We start from the raw sequence: 16,192 nt of genomic DNA on the forward strand, positions 1-16,192 counted from the left end.
GATTTCTTTATATCCAGATTCCGGGGTCTCAATGCGCGCCAATTACCTGTTCACGTCCGAAAGCGTTTCCGAAGGCCATCCGGACAAGGTTTCCGACCAGATCAGCGATGCCATCGTCGACCTGATGCTGGCAAAGGACGCGGAGTCGCGCGTTGCCTGCGAAACCATGACGACGACGCAGCGCGTCATCCTGTCCGGCGAAATCCGCTGCGCGCCCATGTACGACAAGCACAATCCCGACTGGGCCGACAATGGCGGCTGGGCTCCGGGCGCGAAGGACGAAATCGAACAGGCGGTTCGCCGCACCGTGCGCGAAATCGGCTACGAGCAGGAAGGCTTCCACTGGCAGACGCTCCAGTTCGAGAACCATCTGCACGGCCAGTCGGACCACATCGCACAGGGCGTCGATGCCAGCGGCAACAAGGACGAGGGCGCAGGCGACCAGGGCATCATGTTCGGCTTCGCATGCGACGAGACCCCCGATTTCATGCCCGCCACGCTGGACTACAGCCACAAGATCCTCGAACGGCTCGCTGCCGACCGCAAGAGCGGTGCAGCTCCCTTTCTCGAACCCGATGCGAAGAGCCAGGTCACTCTGCGCTACGAGAACGGCAAGCCGGTTGAATGCACTGCCGTGGTCGTTTCGACCCAGCATGGAAAAGGCTACCACGAGGGCGAAAAGGAAGCCGAGCTCAAGGCCTATGTGAAGGAGGTCGTTTCCGACGTGCTGCCCGATGGCTGGCTGACCGATGCGACCGAATGGCATATCAACCCCACCGGTGCGTTCGAAATCGGGGGTCCCGACGGCGATGCCGGTCTTACAGGCCGCAAGATCATCGTCGATACCTATGGCGGCGCAGCACCGCACGGCGGCGGCGCCTTCAGCGGCAAGGACCCGACCAAGGTCGACCGTTCGGCTGCCTACGTCACCCGCTACCTCGCCAAGAACATCGTGGCGGCAGGACTGGCGAAGCGCTGCACGATCCAGCTGTCCTATGCGATCGGCGTGTCGAAGCCGCTGTCGCTCTATGTCGACACGCACGGTACCAGTGCGGCAGGTGTTACCGACGAGAAGCTCGAAACCGCGATTGCGAACATCGAGAAGCTGGGCGGCCTGACGCCGCGCGGCATCCGCACGCACCTCGGGCTCAACAAGCCGATCTACCGCCAGACTGCTGCCTACGGCCACTTCGGCCGGCAGGCGGACGGCGATGCCTTCCCGTGGGAACGCACAGACCTGGTGGACGAGTTGAAGGCCGCGCTGGCCTGAGCTAGCCGTCGCCGCCCTTGCGCGGGCTGGGCCGGTCGAGTGCGAGTTCGGCGTCCGAGAAGGTGAACGGACTGCGCACGCCCGGCACTCCGTCCAGATCGACACGCATCCCCCGTGCCACCACCTGGCGGTCGGCGAAGACCTGGTCGACCGGGTTGATCGGCCCGGCGGGGATGCCGGCCTCGCCGCATTCGGCCAGCAGGTCTTCCTTCTGCCATTTGGCCGTTTCGCCAGCGATTAGCGCGTCGAGTTTGCCGCGGTTGGCAAGGCGCGCCTCGTTCGAGGAGAAGCGTTCGTCGCTCAGCAGGTCATCCCGGCCGAGCAGCTTCAGCAGGCGGCGGAACAGTCCGTCATTCGCGGGCGCCAGCACCACTTCGCCATCGGCTACCGGAAACACGCCATAGGCGCTGACCTGTGCGTGCTCGTTGCCCATCCGCGGGGGATTGGAACCGGTGGTGAGGTAATGGAGCGCCTGGCTGGCGAGCAGGCCGACCGAGCAATCGAGCAGCGCCATGTCGACATGCTGCCCGCGCCCCGTGCGCTCGCGCATGGCGAGGGCCGCCTGGATCCCGATGACCGAATAAAGGCCGCAGGTGAGATCGGAGATCGACACGCCCATTTTCATCGGCTGACCCTGCGGCTCGCCCGTCAGGGCCATGAAGCCGCTCATGCCTTGAATGACGAAATCGTACCCCGCCTCGTGCGCGCGGGGGCCGGTCTGGCCGAAGCCGGTGATCGAGCAATAGACGAGACCCGCGTTTGCCTTGGCCAGCGTTTCGTAGTCGAGCCCGAATTTCGCCAGCGTCCCGGTCTTGAAATTCTCCAGCACCACGTCCGCATTCGCGGCAAGTTCGCGCACCCGGGCAAGGTCGTCCGCGTTCTTGAAATCGGCGACGATGCTACGCTTGCCGCGATTGGTCGCGTGGTAATACGCCGCCGAACGCTCTCCCTCATGTTCGACCCAGGGCGGCCCCCACAGCCGGGTGCCGTCGCCTTCCGGGCTTTCCACCTTGATGACATCCGCGCCGAGATCGGCGAGGATCTGTCCCGCCCATGGCCCGGCGAGCACGCGGGCGAGTTCAAGCACTTTCAGGCCGGCAAGCGGGGCCTTGGGATTGCGCGGTGTATCGAGCCACATGCGATGCGCAGTGCTTGGCGCGCGCGCGGCGGTCAAGTCACTCCATGCCGACCGATGCGGCAAGGCTGCCCACCGCTTCGAGGAATTCCTCGCGGAAGTCCTGCACGACCTGACGACTGGAACGGACCTGTTCGACCAGCCCGACGCCCTGGCCGACGAAATAGCTCACCAGTTCGTGCGCCTGCCGGTTGCCTGCCGCCGCTTCCCGCTCGATGCGGGCAAAGGCGGGTTCGGAGACCATGCCCATCAGCGGCATCGGCAAGGTCCCGGGGCCGTCTGCCGAATCCCACGCATCATGCCATGCGGTCTTCAACTGGCGTGCGGGCTTGCCGGTGCGGCTTTTTGAACGGACGGTATCGCGGCTGCGTGCGGCGATCATCCGCGCGCGGAAGGCCTCGGAGGTTTCCGCCTCGGGCGTGGCGAGCCAGATCGAGCCGGTCCATGCGCCTTGCGCCCCGGCCGCCATCATGCCGGCCATCTGGCCGCCGGTCATGATGCCGCCGGCCGCAAGTACGGGGATGTCGTGCCCGGCCCGCCTGAGTTCGCGCACGACCTCGGGGATCAGGACGAGGGTGGATACCTCGCCGCAATGACCTCCGGCTTCCGTGCCCTGCGCGACGATGATGTCGACGCCGGCCTCTGCCTGGCGGATGGCATGTTCCTTCGCACCGACGAGTGCCGCCACGGGCACGCCGCGCCTCTTGCCTTCCTCGATCATCGCGGGCGGCGCGATGCCGAGCGCATTCGCGATCAGCCGGATGGGATGGCGGAAGGCGACCTCCATCAAGGCGAGCCCGTTTTCAGGCGTAATGCCCATGCGTTCACGCAGGATCGGCATCTCGGCCTCGGGGGCGATGCCATAGTGGCCGAGCACCTCGTTCACGAAGCCCTGGTAAGCAGGGTCGATAGCTGCCGCGCGGGACTGGTTGTCGCCAAGGTCGCGTACGCGCGGATCGACGATCTCCGGCACGAGCACGTCGACGCCGTAAGGCGCGCCGTCGACATGGGCGTCGATCCAGGCAAGCTCTTCCTCGAGCTGGTCGGGACTGAAACGCGTGGCGCCCAGCACGCCGAACCCGCCGGCCTTGCTCACTGCGGCGACGACGTCGCGACAATGGCTGAAAGCGAACAGCGGGAACTCCGCACCGGTCAGTTCGCAGACGCGGTTCATCGGCATCGCATTCTCCCCTCGATTACTCCCTCGCAGCATCGTGCGGGGCGAATCGGAGGCTGGCAATACCCGTTGCGTTAGGAAACGTAATTTGCCGTCGTTTTGGCGGCGATCTCGTCGGCCGTGATGCCCGGTGCCATCTCGATGAGACGGAACGGGCTGTCGTGGTCGGGGCGCTGGAACACGGCCAGATCGGTGATGATCATGTCGACGACATTGCGGCCCGTCAGCGGCAGCGTGCATTCGGGAATGAACTTTGGGCTGCCGTCCTTGGCCGTGTGTTCCATCACGACGATGATCTTCTTCACGCCTGCGACGAGGTCCATCGCGCCGCCCATGCCCTTGATCATCTTGCCCGGGATCATCCAGTTGGCGATGTCGCCGTTTGCGGCCACTTCCATCGCGCCCAGCACGGTCAGGTCGATGTGCCCGCCGCGGATCATGGCAAAGCTCGCCGCGCTGTCGAAATAGGCCGAGTGCGCCAGTTCGCTGATGGTCTGTTTGCCGGCATTGATGAGATCGGCGTCTTCCTCGCCTTCATAGGGGAAGGGGCCGATGCCAAGCATTCCGTTCTCGCTCTGCAGCGTGACGTGCATGCCTTCGGGGATGTGGTTGGCCACCAGCGTCGGGATGCCGATGCCGAGGTTGACGTAATAGCCGTCCTTCAGCTCGCGCGCTGCGCGGGCGGCCATCTGGTTACGGTCCCAGCCGGTCTTTTCTGCCGTGTCGCTCATCTCAATTGCCTTCGCTCATGATTGCAGGCGCGTTCGATCGCGCGGTATCGGGGTTCCAGCGCTGGTCTTCGGCAAAGACCTCGCCGATCGTGCCCTTGATGGAATCGCCGTAGACGGGGTTGGGGAGGGCGAACCACCCCTTGCCCCACAATTGCGCATAGTCGCCGCGGGCGGCCAGCTGGCGGCGCGCGGCAGGCGCACGGCCTTCCTCGTTGAAGACGTCGGCGAAGTCGCCGAGGTTATCGCCTGCCAGAGCGATGACGCAGTACTTGGCTGCGATCATCTTGCGGCGACCGTCCTTGCCGCCTCCGCCGCCATCGTCACCGCGCAGGTACAGCGTGTCGAGGTGGACTGCCTTGCCGAGCCCGGCGACCTCGATCGCACGTGCAGCGCCTTCGGGGCTATGCTGGCGGTTGGTGTTGAAGACCGGCGTGATGCCTGCCTCGCGAAGCCGGCGGATACCGGTGACGGCACCGGGCACGGGGCGCGCGAGCGATGCGGCGCTTTCTTCCCACTTGCGCCAGCTATCGCTGGTGTAGCGATTGCCCTGTGCCAGCCAGTATTCGTAGCCCTGGTTGAGCAGCACGGTCTCGTCCACGTCGAACACGACGGCAAGCGGCTTCATCCGGTCCCCGTCCATGCAGGACGGTGCGGAGACGTCGCCGTCGATACCCATCGGCACGGCCTGCGGAATGCGGCGTTCGCGGGCGCGGGCGGTCGCGTAGTCGGCCAGCATCCGCCAGCTCTGGATGGATACGGCCGCAGCTTCGCCCGAGCCGTAGAGCCAGCGCATCGTGTCGGGCGCGTCGCTATCGAGTGTGACGGCGGGCGCGCTGGCGACAGGGGCTTCGGGCGCGGCGCCGGTCGTGGCGCAGGCCGAGAGGAGCATCGTCGAGGCGGCGATTGCGAGGCGAAGCTTCATCATTTGCCTTCCATGTCTGCGGGAAGCGGGTTCGCGGGCGTTTCGGCCTGCCAGTAGATCGACTGCACCAGCCAGCGACCGTCGTCCTGGCGCATCAGCTGGAACGAGTTGATGCCGCGCACAGAACCGGCGCTGCCATCCTCGTTGGTCCAGGTCCCGGCATAGGAGGACCAGGCGTGGGCGATGTCGCCATAGACCTCGATCCGGTTGACCAGCGCGCTTTCGGTGAAGCCGCGATCGATGAGGAACGGGCCGCTGCGTTCGATATAGTCCTCGACCGAGCCGCTCCAGAAGCCGTCGACCCGCAAGGCGGTCATCTTCGCGTCCGGCAGGAACAGGGCGCGCATCGCATCCCAGTCGCGCGGCTGGCCGACGGGGCCGGAAATGACGGCGTAAACCGCATCCACCGCCGCGTTGATGGCAGCCTTGTCTTCAATGTTCTCGCTCATCGCGCTCTCCCCGTGATGCCCGGCGGATGCTGCTGCCGGAACTGACAGCAGCAGGGCTGCCGCAAGCGCCCTCATGCGGTTTCCCGCGGGCGCGTCGTCACGAATTCGATCTTCTTGTCGTAGGGCGCGCCGACGATCATGCGCTGGACGTAGACGCCCGGCAGGTGGATGCAGTCGGGATCGAGGCTGCCGGCCGGCACCACTTCCTCGACCTCGACGACGCAGACCTTGCCGCAGGTCGCTGCCGGCAGGTTGAAGTTGCGCGCGGTCTTGCGGAAGACGAGATTGCCGGTCTCGTCGGCCTTCCATGCCTTCACGATGGCAAGGTCGGCGAAGATGCCGCGCTCGAGGATGTATTCCTCGCCGTCGAAAACCTTGGTTTCCTTGCCTTCGGCGACCTGCGTGCCGACGCCGGTCTTGGTGTAGAAGCCGGGAATGCCCGCGCCGCCGGCGCGCATGCGTTCGGCGAGCGTGCCCTGGGGGCAGAATTCGACTTCCAGTTCGCCGGAGAGGAACTGGCGTTCGAACTCCTTGTTCTCGCCGACATAGGAAGAGATCATCTTCTTCACCTGCTGCGTGCGCAGCAGCATCCCGATGCCCTCGTTGTCGATCCCGGCGTTATTGCTGGCGAAGGTCAGGCCCTTCACCCCGCTCTCGCGGATGGCTTCCAGCAGGCGTTCGGGAATGCCGCACAGGCCGAAGCCCCCGCTGGCGATGAGCATGTCGTCTTTCAGGATGCCCTCGAGGGCGCTGGCGGCGTCGGGGTAAAGCTTGTTCATCAATCCTCCGTTACGGCATGGCTGCTAGCCTTGGACCGGTCGCCTGTCACCCCTGAAGAATGGCGCAGGCGCGTAAGTGAAGCAGCGCATTCGCCATCGCAGCATACGGTGCCGGCCTTTCGTGAGTCCCCAGGCCACTTTTGGGTCTTTGCGCTGCAGGTGCGAAATAACCCCAAAAGTCAGCCTTTGTTAATTCAGTTATTTGCCTCCAAATGTTGCGTCTCGTGCAACAATCCATGTGCTTTTCGCACTTGCACAAAATGTGTCCGGAAAGCATATGTAGGCCTGCCTTTCAGGCATCCTCTCCCAAGACTTTCCAAGCCCGGCTGGACTTCCAGCCGGGCTTTTTTCTTGCCTGCACGGGGCTTTTCTCCGGACCCCTTGCGCCTCTCGCTCATTGCAACCTTGCACGGTGACCCCATCTGGGGGGCAACCGGATACGAGTTGACGGAAGGGAGACTACCCAGATGGCCGATGCCGACGCTGCGACTGCCGTGGAAGACAAGACGGTGCGGCTCCAGGTCGCCGCTGCCCGCCAGGAGGAAAGCGGCCAGGGGATCGCCCGCATGCCGCGTTCGGCGTTCCAGGCGCTGGGCATCACCGAAGGCGATACCGTCCAGATCACCGGCAAGCGAGACACGGTGGCGATTGCCATGGCCGCCTATGACGAGGACCAGACCCTCGACGTCATCCGCCTCGACGGCCTCCAGCGCGGCAATGCCGAGGTCGGCTCGGGGGAACACGTCAAGGTCGTGGCTGCCGAATCGCGGCCTGCCACCCGTGTGGTCTTCGCCCCCGCGACCCGCGAAATGCGCCTGCAAGGGCCGGCGCAGGCGCTGAAGCGCAATTTCTTCCGCAAGCCAATCATGGCCGGCGACCTCGTCGCCACCACTGGCCAGCAGCCGGTACAGAACCTGCCGCCCAACGTGCGCGGCATGTTCAATGCACCGGCCTATGCGCTGACCCAGATCCGTCTATCGGTCGTGTCGACCAGCCCCAAGGGCATCGTCCATATCGACGAGAATACCGAGGTCGAGCTGCGCGCCGAGTTCGAGGAGCCGCGCGATGCCCGCGCCGTCGTCAATTACGACGATGTTGGCGGCATGGGCGACACCATCCAGGCGCTGCGCGAGATGGTCGAACTTCCGCTGCGCTATCCCGAGCTGTTCACCCGCCTCGGAGTCGATCCGCCCAAGGGCGTGCTGCTCCATGGCCCGCCCGGCACCGGCAAGACCCGCCTCGCGCAGGCGGTAGCCAACGAGAGCGACGCGAACTTCTTCACCATCAACGGCCCGGAAATCATGGGCTCGGGCTATGGCGAGAGCGAGAAGGCCCTGCGCCAGGTGTTCGAGGAAGCGAGCAAGTCCTCGCCTGCCATCGTCTTCATTGACGAGATCGATTCGATTGCGCCCAAGCGCGACCGTGTGCCGGGCGAGGCGGAAAAGCGCCTCGTTGCGCAGCTGCTCACGCTGATGGACGGGCTGGAGGCGCGCTCCAATCTCGTGGTCATCGCCGCGACCAACCGCCCCGACGCAATCGACGAGGCATTGCGCCGTCCCGGTCGTTTCGACCGGGAGATCGTCATCGGCGTGCCAGACGAAAAAGGTCGGCGCGAGATTCTCGGCATCCACACTCGTGGCATGCCGCTGGGCGACAAGGTGGACCTCAACGAGCTCGCCAAGGCGACCTACGGCTTCGTCGGTGCGGACATCGCCGCCCTGTCGCGCGAGGCCGCGATCGACGCGGTGCGCCGGATCATGCCCAAGCTCGATCTCGACGAACGCACGGTCCCGCCCGAAGTTCTCGACGAGCTGTTCGTCAGCCGCGAGGACTTCCTTTCCGCGCTCAAGCGCATCCAGCCCTCAGCCATGCGCGAAGTCATGGTCCAGGTGCCCAATGTCGGCTGGTCCGACATCGGCGGTGTGGGCGATGCGATCGAGAAGCTGAAGGAAGGCATCGAGCTGCCGCTCAAGAACCCCGACGCTTTCCACCGGCTCGGTATCCGTCCGGCCAAGGGCTTCCTGCTTTATGGCCCGCCCGGTACCGGCAAGACGCTGCTGGCCAAGGCCGTCGCCAAGGAGGCGGAGGCGAACTTCATCTCGATGAAGAGCTCGGACCTCCTGTCGAAATGGTACGGCGAGAGCGAGCAGCAGATCGCCCGCATGTTCAAGCGCGCCCGTGCGGTGGCGCCCTGCGTGGTCTTCATCGACGAGATCGACAGCCTCGTTCCGGCGCGCGGCAGCGGGCAGGGCGAACCGCAGGTCACCGGCCGGGTCGTCAATACCATCCTTGCCGAGATGGACGGGCTTGAGGAACTCCAGTCTGTCGTCGTCATCGGTGCGACCAACCGGCCCACGCTGGTCGATCCAGCACTGCTACGCCCCGGCCGTTTCGACGAGCTGGTCTATGTCGGCACGCCCGACAGGGCCGGACGCGAGCAGATCCTCGGCATCCACACCGAGAACATGCCGTTGGCCGCCGATGTCTCGCTGGCCGACGTGGCAGGCAAGACCGAACGCTTCACCGGCGCCGACCTCGAAGACGTCGTGCGCCGGGCAGGCCTCAACGCCCTGCAGCGGGCAGGCGGCGATGTGCAGGAAGTGGCGGCGGTCGATTTCGAGGAAGCCTTGAAGGACAGCCGCGCGACCGTGACCTCGCAGATGGAAGCCGAATACCAGAAGATGCGCGGCGAACTGAAGAAGCGGGCGGCGGAAATCCAGCCGATCGGCTTCATTCACGAAGGCATGGTGGAAAGCACGCGCGACCAGAAGCACTGAGCCGCAGCGGGCGGAAGGGTCAGACCTCTTTCGCCCGCGCGTTCGCTGCTTCCACTTCGAGGCGGTGGCGGATCAGCGCATCCGGCTGGTTTTCGCGCAGCCACTTCACCATGTGCTCGCGCACGGCGCAGCGCAGGTTGAAGAGATCGCCGATTGTCTCCGCGCTCATCGACAGGCGCAGCTCGATGCTTTCCGGATAGGCTTCGGTCATGACGAGCGCGAGATTGCGGCCGTCCCACAGGGGATGGGCCTTCACGAAGGCTTCGAATTCCTCGCGGATCGGCTCGACTTCGCTTGCCGGGTCGAGATGGAGCATGACCGGGCCGGTCAGCTTCTCGCTCACCCGTGACCAGTTCTCGAACGTGTTGTCGAGGAAGCGTGCGGTCGGCACCACCAGCACGCGCTCGTCCCAGGTCCGCACTGTCACGAAACTCATGCGGATCTCTTCCACGCGCCCGGCCTGGCCGTCGACCTTGACGAGGTCCCCGATGCGCAGCGGTTGGGTCAGCGCCATCTGCAGGCCTGCAATCAGCGACTTCAGCGCCGGCTGGGCGGCAGCGCCGATGGCCAGTGCGGCAAGACCGGCGGATGCGAGCATGGTCGTGCCGACCTTGGCGACACCCGGAATGCTCAGCATAATCAGCGAGATGGTGATAAGGACGATGGCGAAGGTCGCCGTGCGCGACAGGATCGCAATTCGGGTGCGCAGCGAACGTGTCGCCACCTCGTCGCCGGCCAGCTCCACCTGCCGTTCGTATCCGGCTGCGAAACCCTTGACCACGGCATAGGCGACCCAGCCGAGTACGAAGGGCTGGAGGAATTTCGCCAGAACGTCCCAGCCATTGCCCACAAGGTGGTCGTTCTCTGCGGCAATGGAGATCGCAAACCCAATCATGGCCCAGCGCAGCGGCTTGCGCACGCGCTGGACGATCACGTCGTCGATCTGGCTTTCCGATGCGCGGGTGAACCGCCGCAGCAGCGCAAAGGCGACGTAATGGACGATCAGCGCGAGAAAAATCGAGCTGCCCAGTGCGACTGCGGTTTCAATCAGGCCTTCGTAGGAAATCGGCCAGTTGCGGGGATCGTAGCGTTCTAGCATCGGCAGAGGCGACTAGGGTTTGGCGCTATCGGTTGCAAGCGAAGCGGGGCCTTCGTCGGCAGGCAGGTCGATAGTCACGACGAGCCCGTCGGGCGTGAAATCCCGCGTGACCGATCCGCCGAACTGGCGCGCGGCGGAGTTCATCAGCAGGCTGCCGAAGCCCTGCCGCTCGGGCTCTCCGTCGAGCGGGACGCCGCTTTCCTTCCACACCAGCACGACGCGATCGTCCTTACGATCCCAGGATACGTCGATGGTACCGCCGTTTGCCCAGGCACCGTACTTCACCGCATTGGTGGTCAGCTCATGGAACACGAGGCCGAGCGGCGTGATCCGCTTGGCAGGTACCAGCACTTCGGGGCCGCCGATGGTCGCCGTTTGCGACGACGAGCGGTAGGGCGCAAGTGAGGTATCGACCAGAGCCTCGAGCGAGGCGACCTGCGTCTCCAGCGCGCCCTGGCTTACTTCGTGCGCGGTCAGGAGGGCGCGAATACGCTCCGAAATGCTGTCCGTGACCGGCTTCGCTTCCGGCTTGTCGCGCGCGCTCATCTGCACGATGGCGAGCACCACCGCGAAGAGGTTCTTCACGCGGTGGTTGAGTTCGCGCGCAAGCAGGTCCGCGCGGTCGCGCGCCTCGACGACGGCAGCGGCCTGTGCGGCTTCCGCTTCGGCCCGGGCTGCGCGCGATACCAGCCTTGCACCCAGCAGGATGGCGATCAGGATGAGGATGATGAGGCCGCCGAGCAGCGGCAGGATGCGCGCCTCCAGCCGGGCGGTTTCCGCCCCTTGTGCGGCCAGGATGTCGCGTTCGATCAGGCGCATTTCCTCGATCGCGCGGCGCAGGCGCTCCATCGCTTCCTGCCCTTCGTCGGACAGGACCGCACGGCGCGCGTCGAGCAGGCGACCGTCCTGCACCAGCAGCACGCTGCGTTCCATCTCGTCGAACTTGGCGCGCGCGAGGGCATCGATCTGGTCGAGCAGTTCTTCCTGCCGGACTGTGGTCTGTCCCTTGAGCAGCGCGCGCAGGCGGCGCAGCGTCGGTTCGATCTGCTCGCTGCCTTCCTCGTAGGATGCGAGGTAACGCCGGTCGAGCGTGATGAGATAACCGCGCTGGCCGGTTTCCGCATTGAGCGCGGCCACTTCGACCTGCTGCAGTTCGGCAAGCACGCTGGCGGTCAGGCGCGACTGTTCGCGTTCGTCCCGTTCGCCCGCAAGGGTCTGGTAGACGAGAAAGACCACCGCGATCATCGCGCCGAAGATGACCAGCGACAGCGCCGCATTGGGCCATCGGCGCGTCGTGCGCACAGCGGCGATCATGTCCTTCAATGCGCGGCCCCCCAGCTCTTGCCGGTCCCGATTTCGACGCCGAGCGGGACATCGAGACTGACCGCGGGGCCGGCCGCACCGGCCATGACCTCCTCGATCACCTTCGAAGCGCGTTCGACGTCGCCTTCGGGCAGTTCGAAAACGAGTTCGTCGTGCACTTGGAGCAGCATGCGCACCTTGTCGAGCCCTGCGTTTACAAGGGCTTCGTCCATGCGGACCATGGCGCGCTTGATGATGTCGGCGCTGGTGCCCTGGATCGGCGCGTTGATCGCCGCGCGCTCGCTGCCCTGCCGCTCGGCCTGGTTCTTGGACGAGATGCGCGGGAACCATGTCTTGCGGCCGAACAGCGTTTCCGAATAGCCGCGCTCGCGCACCCGCTCGAGCGTTTCGAGGATGTAGCGCTGGATGCCGGGGAAGCGCTGGAAATAGGTGTCGATCATGGCCTGCGCCTCGTCCGGCTCAACCTTGAGGCGGCCGGCAAGGCCCCAGCGCGAGATGCCGTAGAGGATGGCGAAGTTGATCGTCTTGGCCCGGGCGCGGGTATCGCGCGTCACTTCGCCGAACATCTCGGTTGCCGTGCGCGCGTGGATGTCCTCTCCGTTTGCGAAGGCTTCCTTCAGCGGGCCGACATCGGCCATGTGCGCGGCCAGCCGTAACTCGATCTGGGAATAGTCGGCGGCGAGCAGGATATTGCCCTCTTCCGCCACGAATGCTTCGCGGATCTGGCGGCCGATTTCGGTGCGGATCGGGATGTTCTGCAGGTTCGGGTCGGTCGAGGACAGGCGCCCGGTCTGCGCGCCCACGAGGCTGTAGCTCGTATGGACCCGGCCGGTCTTGGGGTTGATCGCGTCCTGCAAGGCGTCGGTATAAGTCGACTTCAGCTTGCTGAGCTGGCGCCACTCCAGCACCTTGTCGGCGATTTCGGCGCCTTCGCCCGACAGGCGTTCGAGCACCGACTGGTCGGTCGAATACTGGCCGCTCTTGCCCTTCTTGCCGCCCTTGTAGCCGAGCGTGTCGAACAGGACGTCGCCCAGCTGCTTGGGGCTGCCGACGGTGAATTCTGCGCCGGCGAGCGCGTGGATTTCCTTTTCCAGCCTTCCGGTCTCCGTCGCGAATTCTTCCGACAGCTTGGCCAGCCGCGCCCGGTCGACCTTGATGCCGCGCTGTTCCATGCGGGCGACAACAGGCACGAGTGGACGGTCGACACGCTCGTAAATGGCCGCACCGCCTTCGTCCGGCAGGCGGCGCTTAAGGTGCTGGTAGAGCCGCCATGTGACGTCGGCGTCTTCGGCGGCATATTCGGTCGCCTTGTCGAGCGGAACCTCGCCGAAGGGGATGGCTTTCTTGCCGGTGCCGCACACGTCCTTGAACGCGATACAGGTGTGGCCGAGGTGCCGTTCGGCAAGCTCGTCCATGCCGTGCCCGCCGCCGATCCCGTCGAGGCCGCGCCCCGCATCGAGGTCGAAGCTGATGATCATCGTATCCTCGACCGGCGCGACTTCGACGTCGTAGCGGGAAAGGACATTGAGGTCGTATTTACCGTTGTGCAGGACCTTGATCACCGCATCGGAGGCCAGCAGCGGGCGCAGCGCGGAAAGCGCGGCGTCCAGCGGCACCTGGTCGGGCTTTTCGGCGAACATATCCGTACCGCCGTGGGCGAGCGGAATGTAGCAGGCATCGTTCGGGCCGAGTGCGAGGCTGATGCCGACGAGGTCCGCCGCCATGCTGTCGAGCGCGCTGGTCTCGGTATCGATGGCGACCAGCCGTGCGGCCTTGGCGCGCTCGATCCAGTGCTCGAGGCGCTCCATCGACTGGACGCATTCATAGGCGCTCCGGTCTACCTTCGCCATGTCGGGGAGAGGCTGCCGGCTGCCCTCGGCGTTGGCGGGAGCGCTGGCGTTTTCCTGCTTGGCGGGATTGAGTTCGGTCGGCCTACCGGGGCTCCCGGCACCGGCATCGAGGCGGCGCAGCAGGCTGGTGAAGCCGTGCTTTTCGAGGAACTGGGCAAGCGGGCCGGGCGGCACGCCGTCGAGCTTCATGTCGTCGAGCGCGACGGGCAGGGGGCAGTCTTCCTTGAGCGTCACGAGAATGCGGCTCAGTTCCGCGTCAGCGCGGTGTTCCAGCAGCCGCTCCTTCAGCTTGGACTTCTTCATGTCCTCTGCCGAATCGAGCGCAGCCGTCAGGTCGCCATGCTCGGCGATCAGCTTGCTTGCGGTCTTGGGGCCGACGCCGAAAATGCCCGGGATATTGTCGACCGAATCGCCCATCAGCGCGAGCACGTCGCCTACCTTTTCCGGCGGGACACCGAACTTTTCCTCGACCTCTTCGATATAGATGCGCGCGCTCTTCATCGTGTCGAGCATGTCGATGCGCGCGCCGTCCTTTTCGCCGACAAGCTGCATCAGGTCCTTGTCGGAGGACACGATGGTCACGTCCCAGCCCTGTGCCTGTGCAGCCCGGGCATAGGAGGCGATCATGTCGTCGGCCTCGACATCGGGCTCCTCGATGCAGGGCAACGAGAAGGCGCGCGTCGCATCGCGGATCAGCGGGAACTGGGGCACGAGATCTTCGGGAGGAGCGGGCCGGTTGGCCTTGTACTGGTCGTAGATCTCGTTCCGGAAAGAGTGGCTCGACTTGTCGAGAATCACCGCGAGGTGCGTCGGGCCTTCAGCCTTGTCGAGATCTTCAGCCAGCTTCCACAACATGGTGGTGTAGCCGTAAACCGCGCCGACCGGCGTGCCTTCGGGATCGGTGAGGGGCGGCAACCTGTGATAGGCGCGGAAAATATAGGCGGACCCGTCGACGAGATAGAGGTGCTTTTTATCGGCCATCATGGCGCTGCCTAGCAGCGGTTAAGGGACTTGGGGAGCGGAAAGGCCCGAAAAAATGTGGCCGACAAATGGCGGAAATCCGGCAATTTGGGGGCAAATAAGGCGAATTTGGGCATGAATGTGGCGAAATCGCTTGCAGCGCCACAATCCGGCCATTATTTAGGGCCTCGTAAGGCCTCGAAAGGGTCTTGCGCGGAGGAGGTGGATCATCGCCGAATTCGCACTCAAACTCGCTGTTTAAGGATTTATCTTATGCGCAAGATCGCTCTCGTTGCTGCCGCTTCGGCCGCTGCTCTCTCGCTCGCCGCTTGCTCGGAAGCCACCGAAGACGCTGCTGAAGCCACCACCGAAGCTGCTGCTGCTGACGCAGAAGCAAACATGGAAGCTGCTGGCGAAGCCGTCGAAGCAGCTGGTGAAGAAGTTGCCGCTGAAGGCGAAGAAGCTGCTGCCGAAGTCGAAGCAGCTGTCGAAGGCGAAGAAGCTGCTGCCGAGTAATCGCGCACTCTTCGCTGGCTGATAAGCCAACGATACAGAAGGGCGGTACCGCAAGGTGCCGCCCTTTTCGTTTGTCCGGTCATGAGACCCCGAAGGGACGGACGCTTATTTCCCGCCGAAATCGGCGTTGGTCCACACGCGCTTGGTGTTGCTGCTCTGGGCCGAATAGCCATCGTGGATGGCCCGCGCGATCTGCGCGATCTTCGCTTCGCGATTAAGACGCGAACCCTGTCCCGTCACATAGATGGCAACCGCCACGGCGCGGCCGTCCGGCATCTCAAGGATGCCGACATCGCTCGAGGTATTGTTGAGCGAGCCGGTCTTGTGGCTGACGCGCACGCTTTCCGGCATCAGCGCGGGGATGCGGCGCTTGCCGGTGCGCGTGCGGCTCATCGCGCCGAGCAGCACGCGGCGGCTTTCGGGCTTCAGGAACTTGCCTTGGTACAGGCCGCTCAGCAGGTCGAGCATCGCCTTGGGCGTGGCGCTGTCGCGCTTGTCGATGTGCTGGGCCGGATCGTATTCGCCGTCGTCACGCACCAGCGTGGCGATATCGCGGTCGATGCTGAAATCCCTGATACCCTGACGGCGCACCCAGTCGTTTACCGCATCAGGCCCGCCCACAACCCGCAGCAGCGCGTCCGTGGCCGGGTTGCTCGAGCGGGTGATCATGATTTCGATCAGGTCGATCGCCTTCATGTACTCGCCCTCGTAGACCGGGGCGACCTTGCTGGAGAAGCGGGCCGACTTGCGCGGAAGCAGCAGCGGGAATTCGCTGGTGAGGCTCCACTTCCCCTTCTCGACGCCTTCGAGGAAGGTCGCAGCGACCGCGATCTTGCTGGTGCTCGCCATGGGGAAGCGCTGGTCGCCCAGCACGGTGACCATCTGGCCGCTCGTCAGGTCGATGGCGGCAACGCCGATCCGGCCGTTGGAGCCGTCGGCCAGTTCGGCCAGCCGCTGCTCGAACGCATTGTCGTAGATTGCCTCGAAGCTTTGCGGCGCACGCAGTTCCGTGCCGAGCGCCGTATCGAACTGTTTGAGGTAGGAATTGTCCTGCGCGCTAAGCGTGGTCGGGGCTGCGAAGGCCAGCGTCGCTGCCAGGATTGTCTTGCCGAGGTTCTTCATCCGCATACCGTTACGTATAGCACAGTTTGGTTAGGGCCTGCTTAACGTAACGGAATCGAGCAAATCAAGCGCGCCCGCGACA

Annotated in this window: 13 protein-coding genes; 3 read left to right on the forward strand and 10 right to left on the reverse strand. The window is 64.8% G+C overall.

Annotated elements, in window-relative coordinates; translation table 11 throughout:
* Nucleotides 1-31: 31 nt before the first annotated feature.
* Nucleotides 32-1,270 (forward strand): methionine adenosyltransferase, encoded by a 1,239-nt coding sequence (gene metK, locus LCL94_RS08080; RefSeq protein WP_224831749.1) that lies wholly within the window; start codon nt 32-34, stop codon nt 1,268-1,270.
* Nucleotide 1,271: 1 nt separating this feature from the next.
* Here the strand turns inward: metK and LCL94_RS08085 are convergent, their stop codons facing one another.
* The 6 genes from LCL94_RS08085 to LCL94_RS08110 form a co-directional block, all read right to left on the reverse strand.
* Entirely contained in the window at nt 1,272-2,408 is a 1,137-nt protein-coding gene (locus LCL94_RS08085; protein ID WP_224831750.1) for a CaiB/BaiF CoA transferase family protein, read from the reverse strand.
* A 37-nt stretch (nt 2,409-2,445) separates the two neighbouring features.
* On the reverse strand, nt 2,446-3,585 hold the full coding sequence (locus LCL94_RS08090; RefSeq protein ID WP_224831751.1) for a nitronate monooxygenase: 1,140 nt from the start codon (nt 3,583-3,585) through the stop codon (nt 2,446-2,448).
* 71 nt (nt 3,586-3,656) lie between these two features.
* Nucleotides 3,657-4,313 (reverse strand): CoA transferase subunit B, encoded by a 657-nt coding sequence (locus LCL94_RS08095; RefSeq protein ID WP_160608796.1) that lies wholly within the window; start codon nt 4,311-4,313, stop codon nt 3,657-3,659.
* A 1-nt stretch (nt 4,314) separates the two neighbouring features.
* The gene (locus LCL94_RS08100) at nt 4,315-5,238 is read right to left on the reverse strand and encodes an HAD family acid phosphatase (RefSeq protein ID WP_224831752.1); all 924 of its coding nucleotides are present in this window, start codon (nt 5,236-5,238) and stop codon (nt 4,315-4,317) included.
* Complete coding sequence (locus LCL94_RS08105) at nt 5,235-5,759, reverse strand: YybH family protein (RefSeq protein ID WP_224831753.1); 525 nt, start codon at nt 5,757-5,759, stop codon at nt 5,235-5,237. Before LCL94_RS08105 ends, LCL94_RS08100 begins: the two co-directional genes overlap by 4 nt.
* On the reverse strand, nt 5,756-6,463 hold the full coding sequence (locus tag LCL94_RS08110) for a CoA transferase subunit A (protein WP_160608799.1): 708 nt from the start codon (nt 6,461-6,463) through the stop codon (nt 5,756-5,758). The genes LCL94_RS08105 and LCL94_RS08110 overlap by 4 nt, the downstream gene beginning before the upstream one ends.
* Nucleotides 6,464-6,930: 467 nt before the next feature.
* Between LCL94_RS08110 and LCL94_RS08115 the strand changes: the two genes are divergently transcribed.
* Complete coding sequence (locus LCL94_RS08115; protein ID WP_224831754.1) at nt 6,931-9,240, forward strand: CDC48 family AAA ATPase; 2,310 nt, start codon at nt 6,931-6,933, stop codon at nt 9,238-9,240.
* A gap of 19 nt (nt 9,241-9,259) precedes the next feature.
* On the opposite strand, the gene LCL94_RS08120 is transcribed toward LCL94_RS08115, so the two are convergent.
* Genes LCL94_RS08120 through polA form a run of 3 tightly spaced genes read right to left on the reverse strand, consistent with a single transcriptional unit; the run spans nt 9,260 to nt 14,493 of the window.
* Nucleotides 9,260-10,339: a mechanosensitive ion channel family protein gene (locus tag LCL94_RS08120; RefSeq protein ID WP_224831755.1), complete on the reverse strand. Its 1,080-nt coding sequence runs from the start codon at nt 10,337-10,339 to the stop codon at nt 9,260-9,262.
* A gap of 12 nt (nt 10,340-10,351) precedes the next feature.
* Nucleotides 10,352-11,653 (reverse strand): sensor histidine kinase, encoded by a 1,302-nt coding sequence (locus LCL94_RS08125; RefSeq protein ID WP_224832688.1) that lies wholly within the window; start codon nt 11,651-11,653, stop codon nt 10,352-10,354.
* Nucleotides 11,654-11,658: 5 nt separating this feature from the next.
* Nucleotides 11,659-14,493 carry a DNA polymerase I gene (gene polA / locus LCL94_RS08130; protein ID WP_224831756.1) on the reverse strand — a complete coding sequence of 945 codons (2,835 nt, stop codon included), beginning with the start codon at nt 14,491-14,493 and terminating at the stop codon, nt 11,659-11,661.
* Nucleotides 14,494-14,550: 57 nt separating this feature from the next.
* Here polA and LCL94_RS08135 point away from each other — a divergent pair, with 57 nt between their 5' ends.
* Complete coding sequence (locus tag LCL94_RS08135; protein WP_224831757.1) at nt 14,551-14,988, forward strand: hypothetical protein; 438 nt, start codon at nt 14,551-14,553, stop codon at nt 14,986-14,988.
* A gap of 105 nt (nt 14,989-15,093) precedes the next feature.
* On the opposite strand, the gene LCL94_RS08140 is transcribed toward LCL94_RS08135, so the two are convergent.
* Nucleotides 15,094-16,116, reverse strand: a complete 1,023-nt coding sequence (locus LCL94_RS08140) for a serine hydrolase (protein WP_224831758.1) — start codon at nt 16,114-16,116, stop codon at nt 15,094-15,096.
* Nucleotides 16,117-16,192: the final 76 nt, after the last annotated feature.

The organism is Qipengyuania gaetbuli (genome assembly GCF_020171365.1).
GTDB lineage: Bacteria > Pseudomonadota > Alphaproteobacteria > Sphingomonadales > Sphingomonadaceae > Qipengyuania > Qipengyuania gaetbuli_B.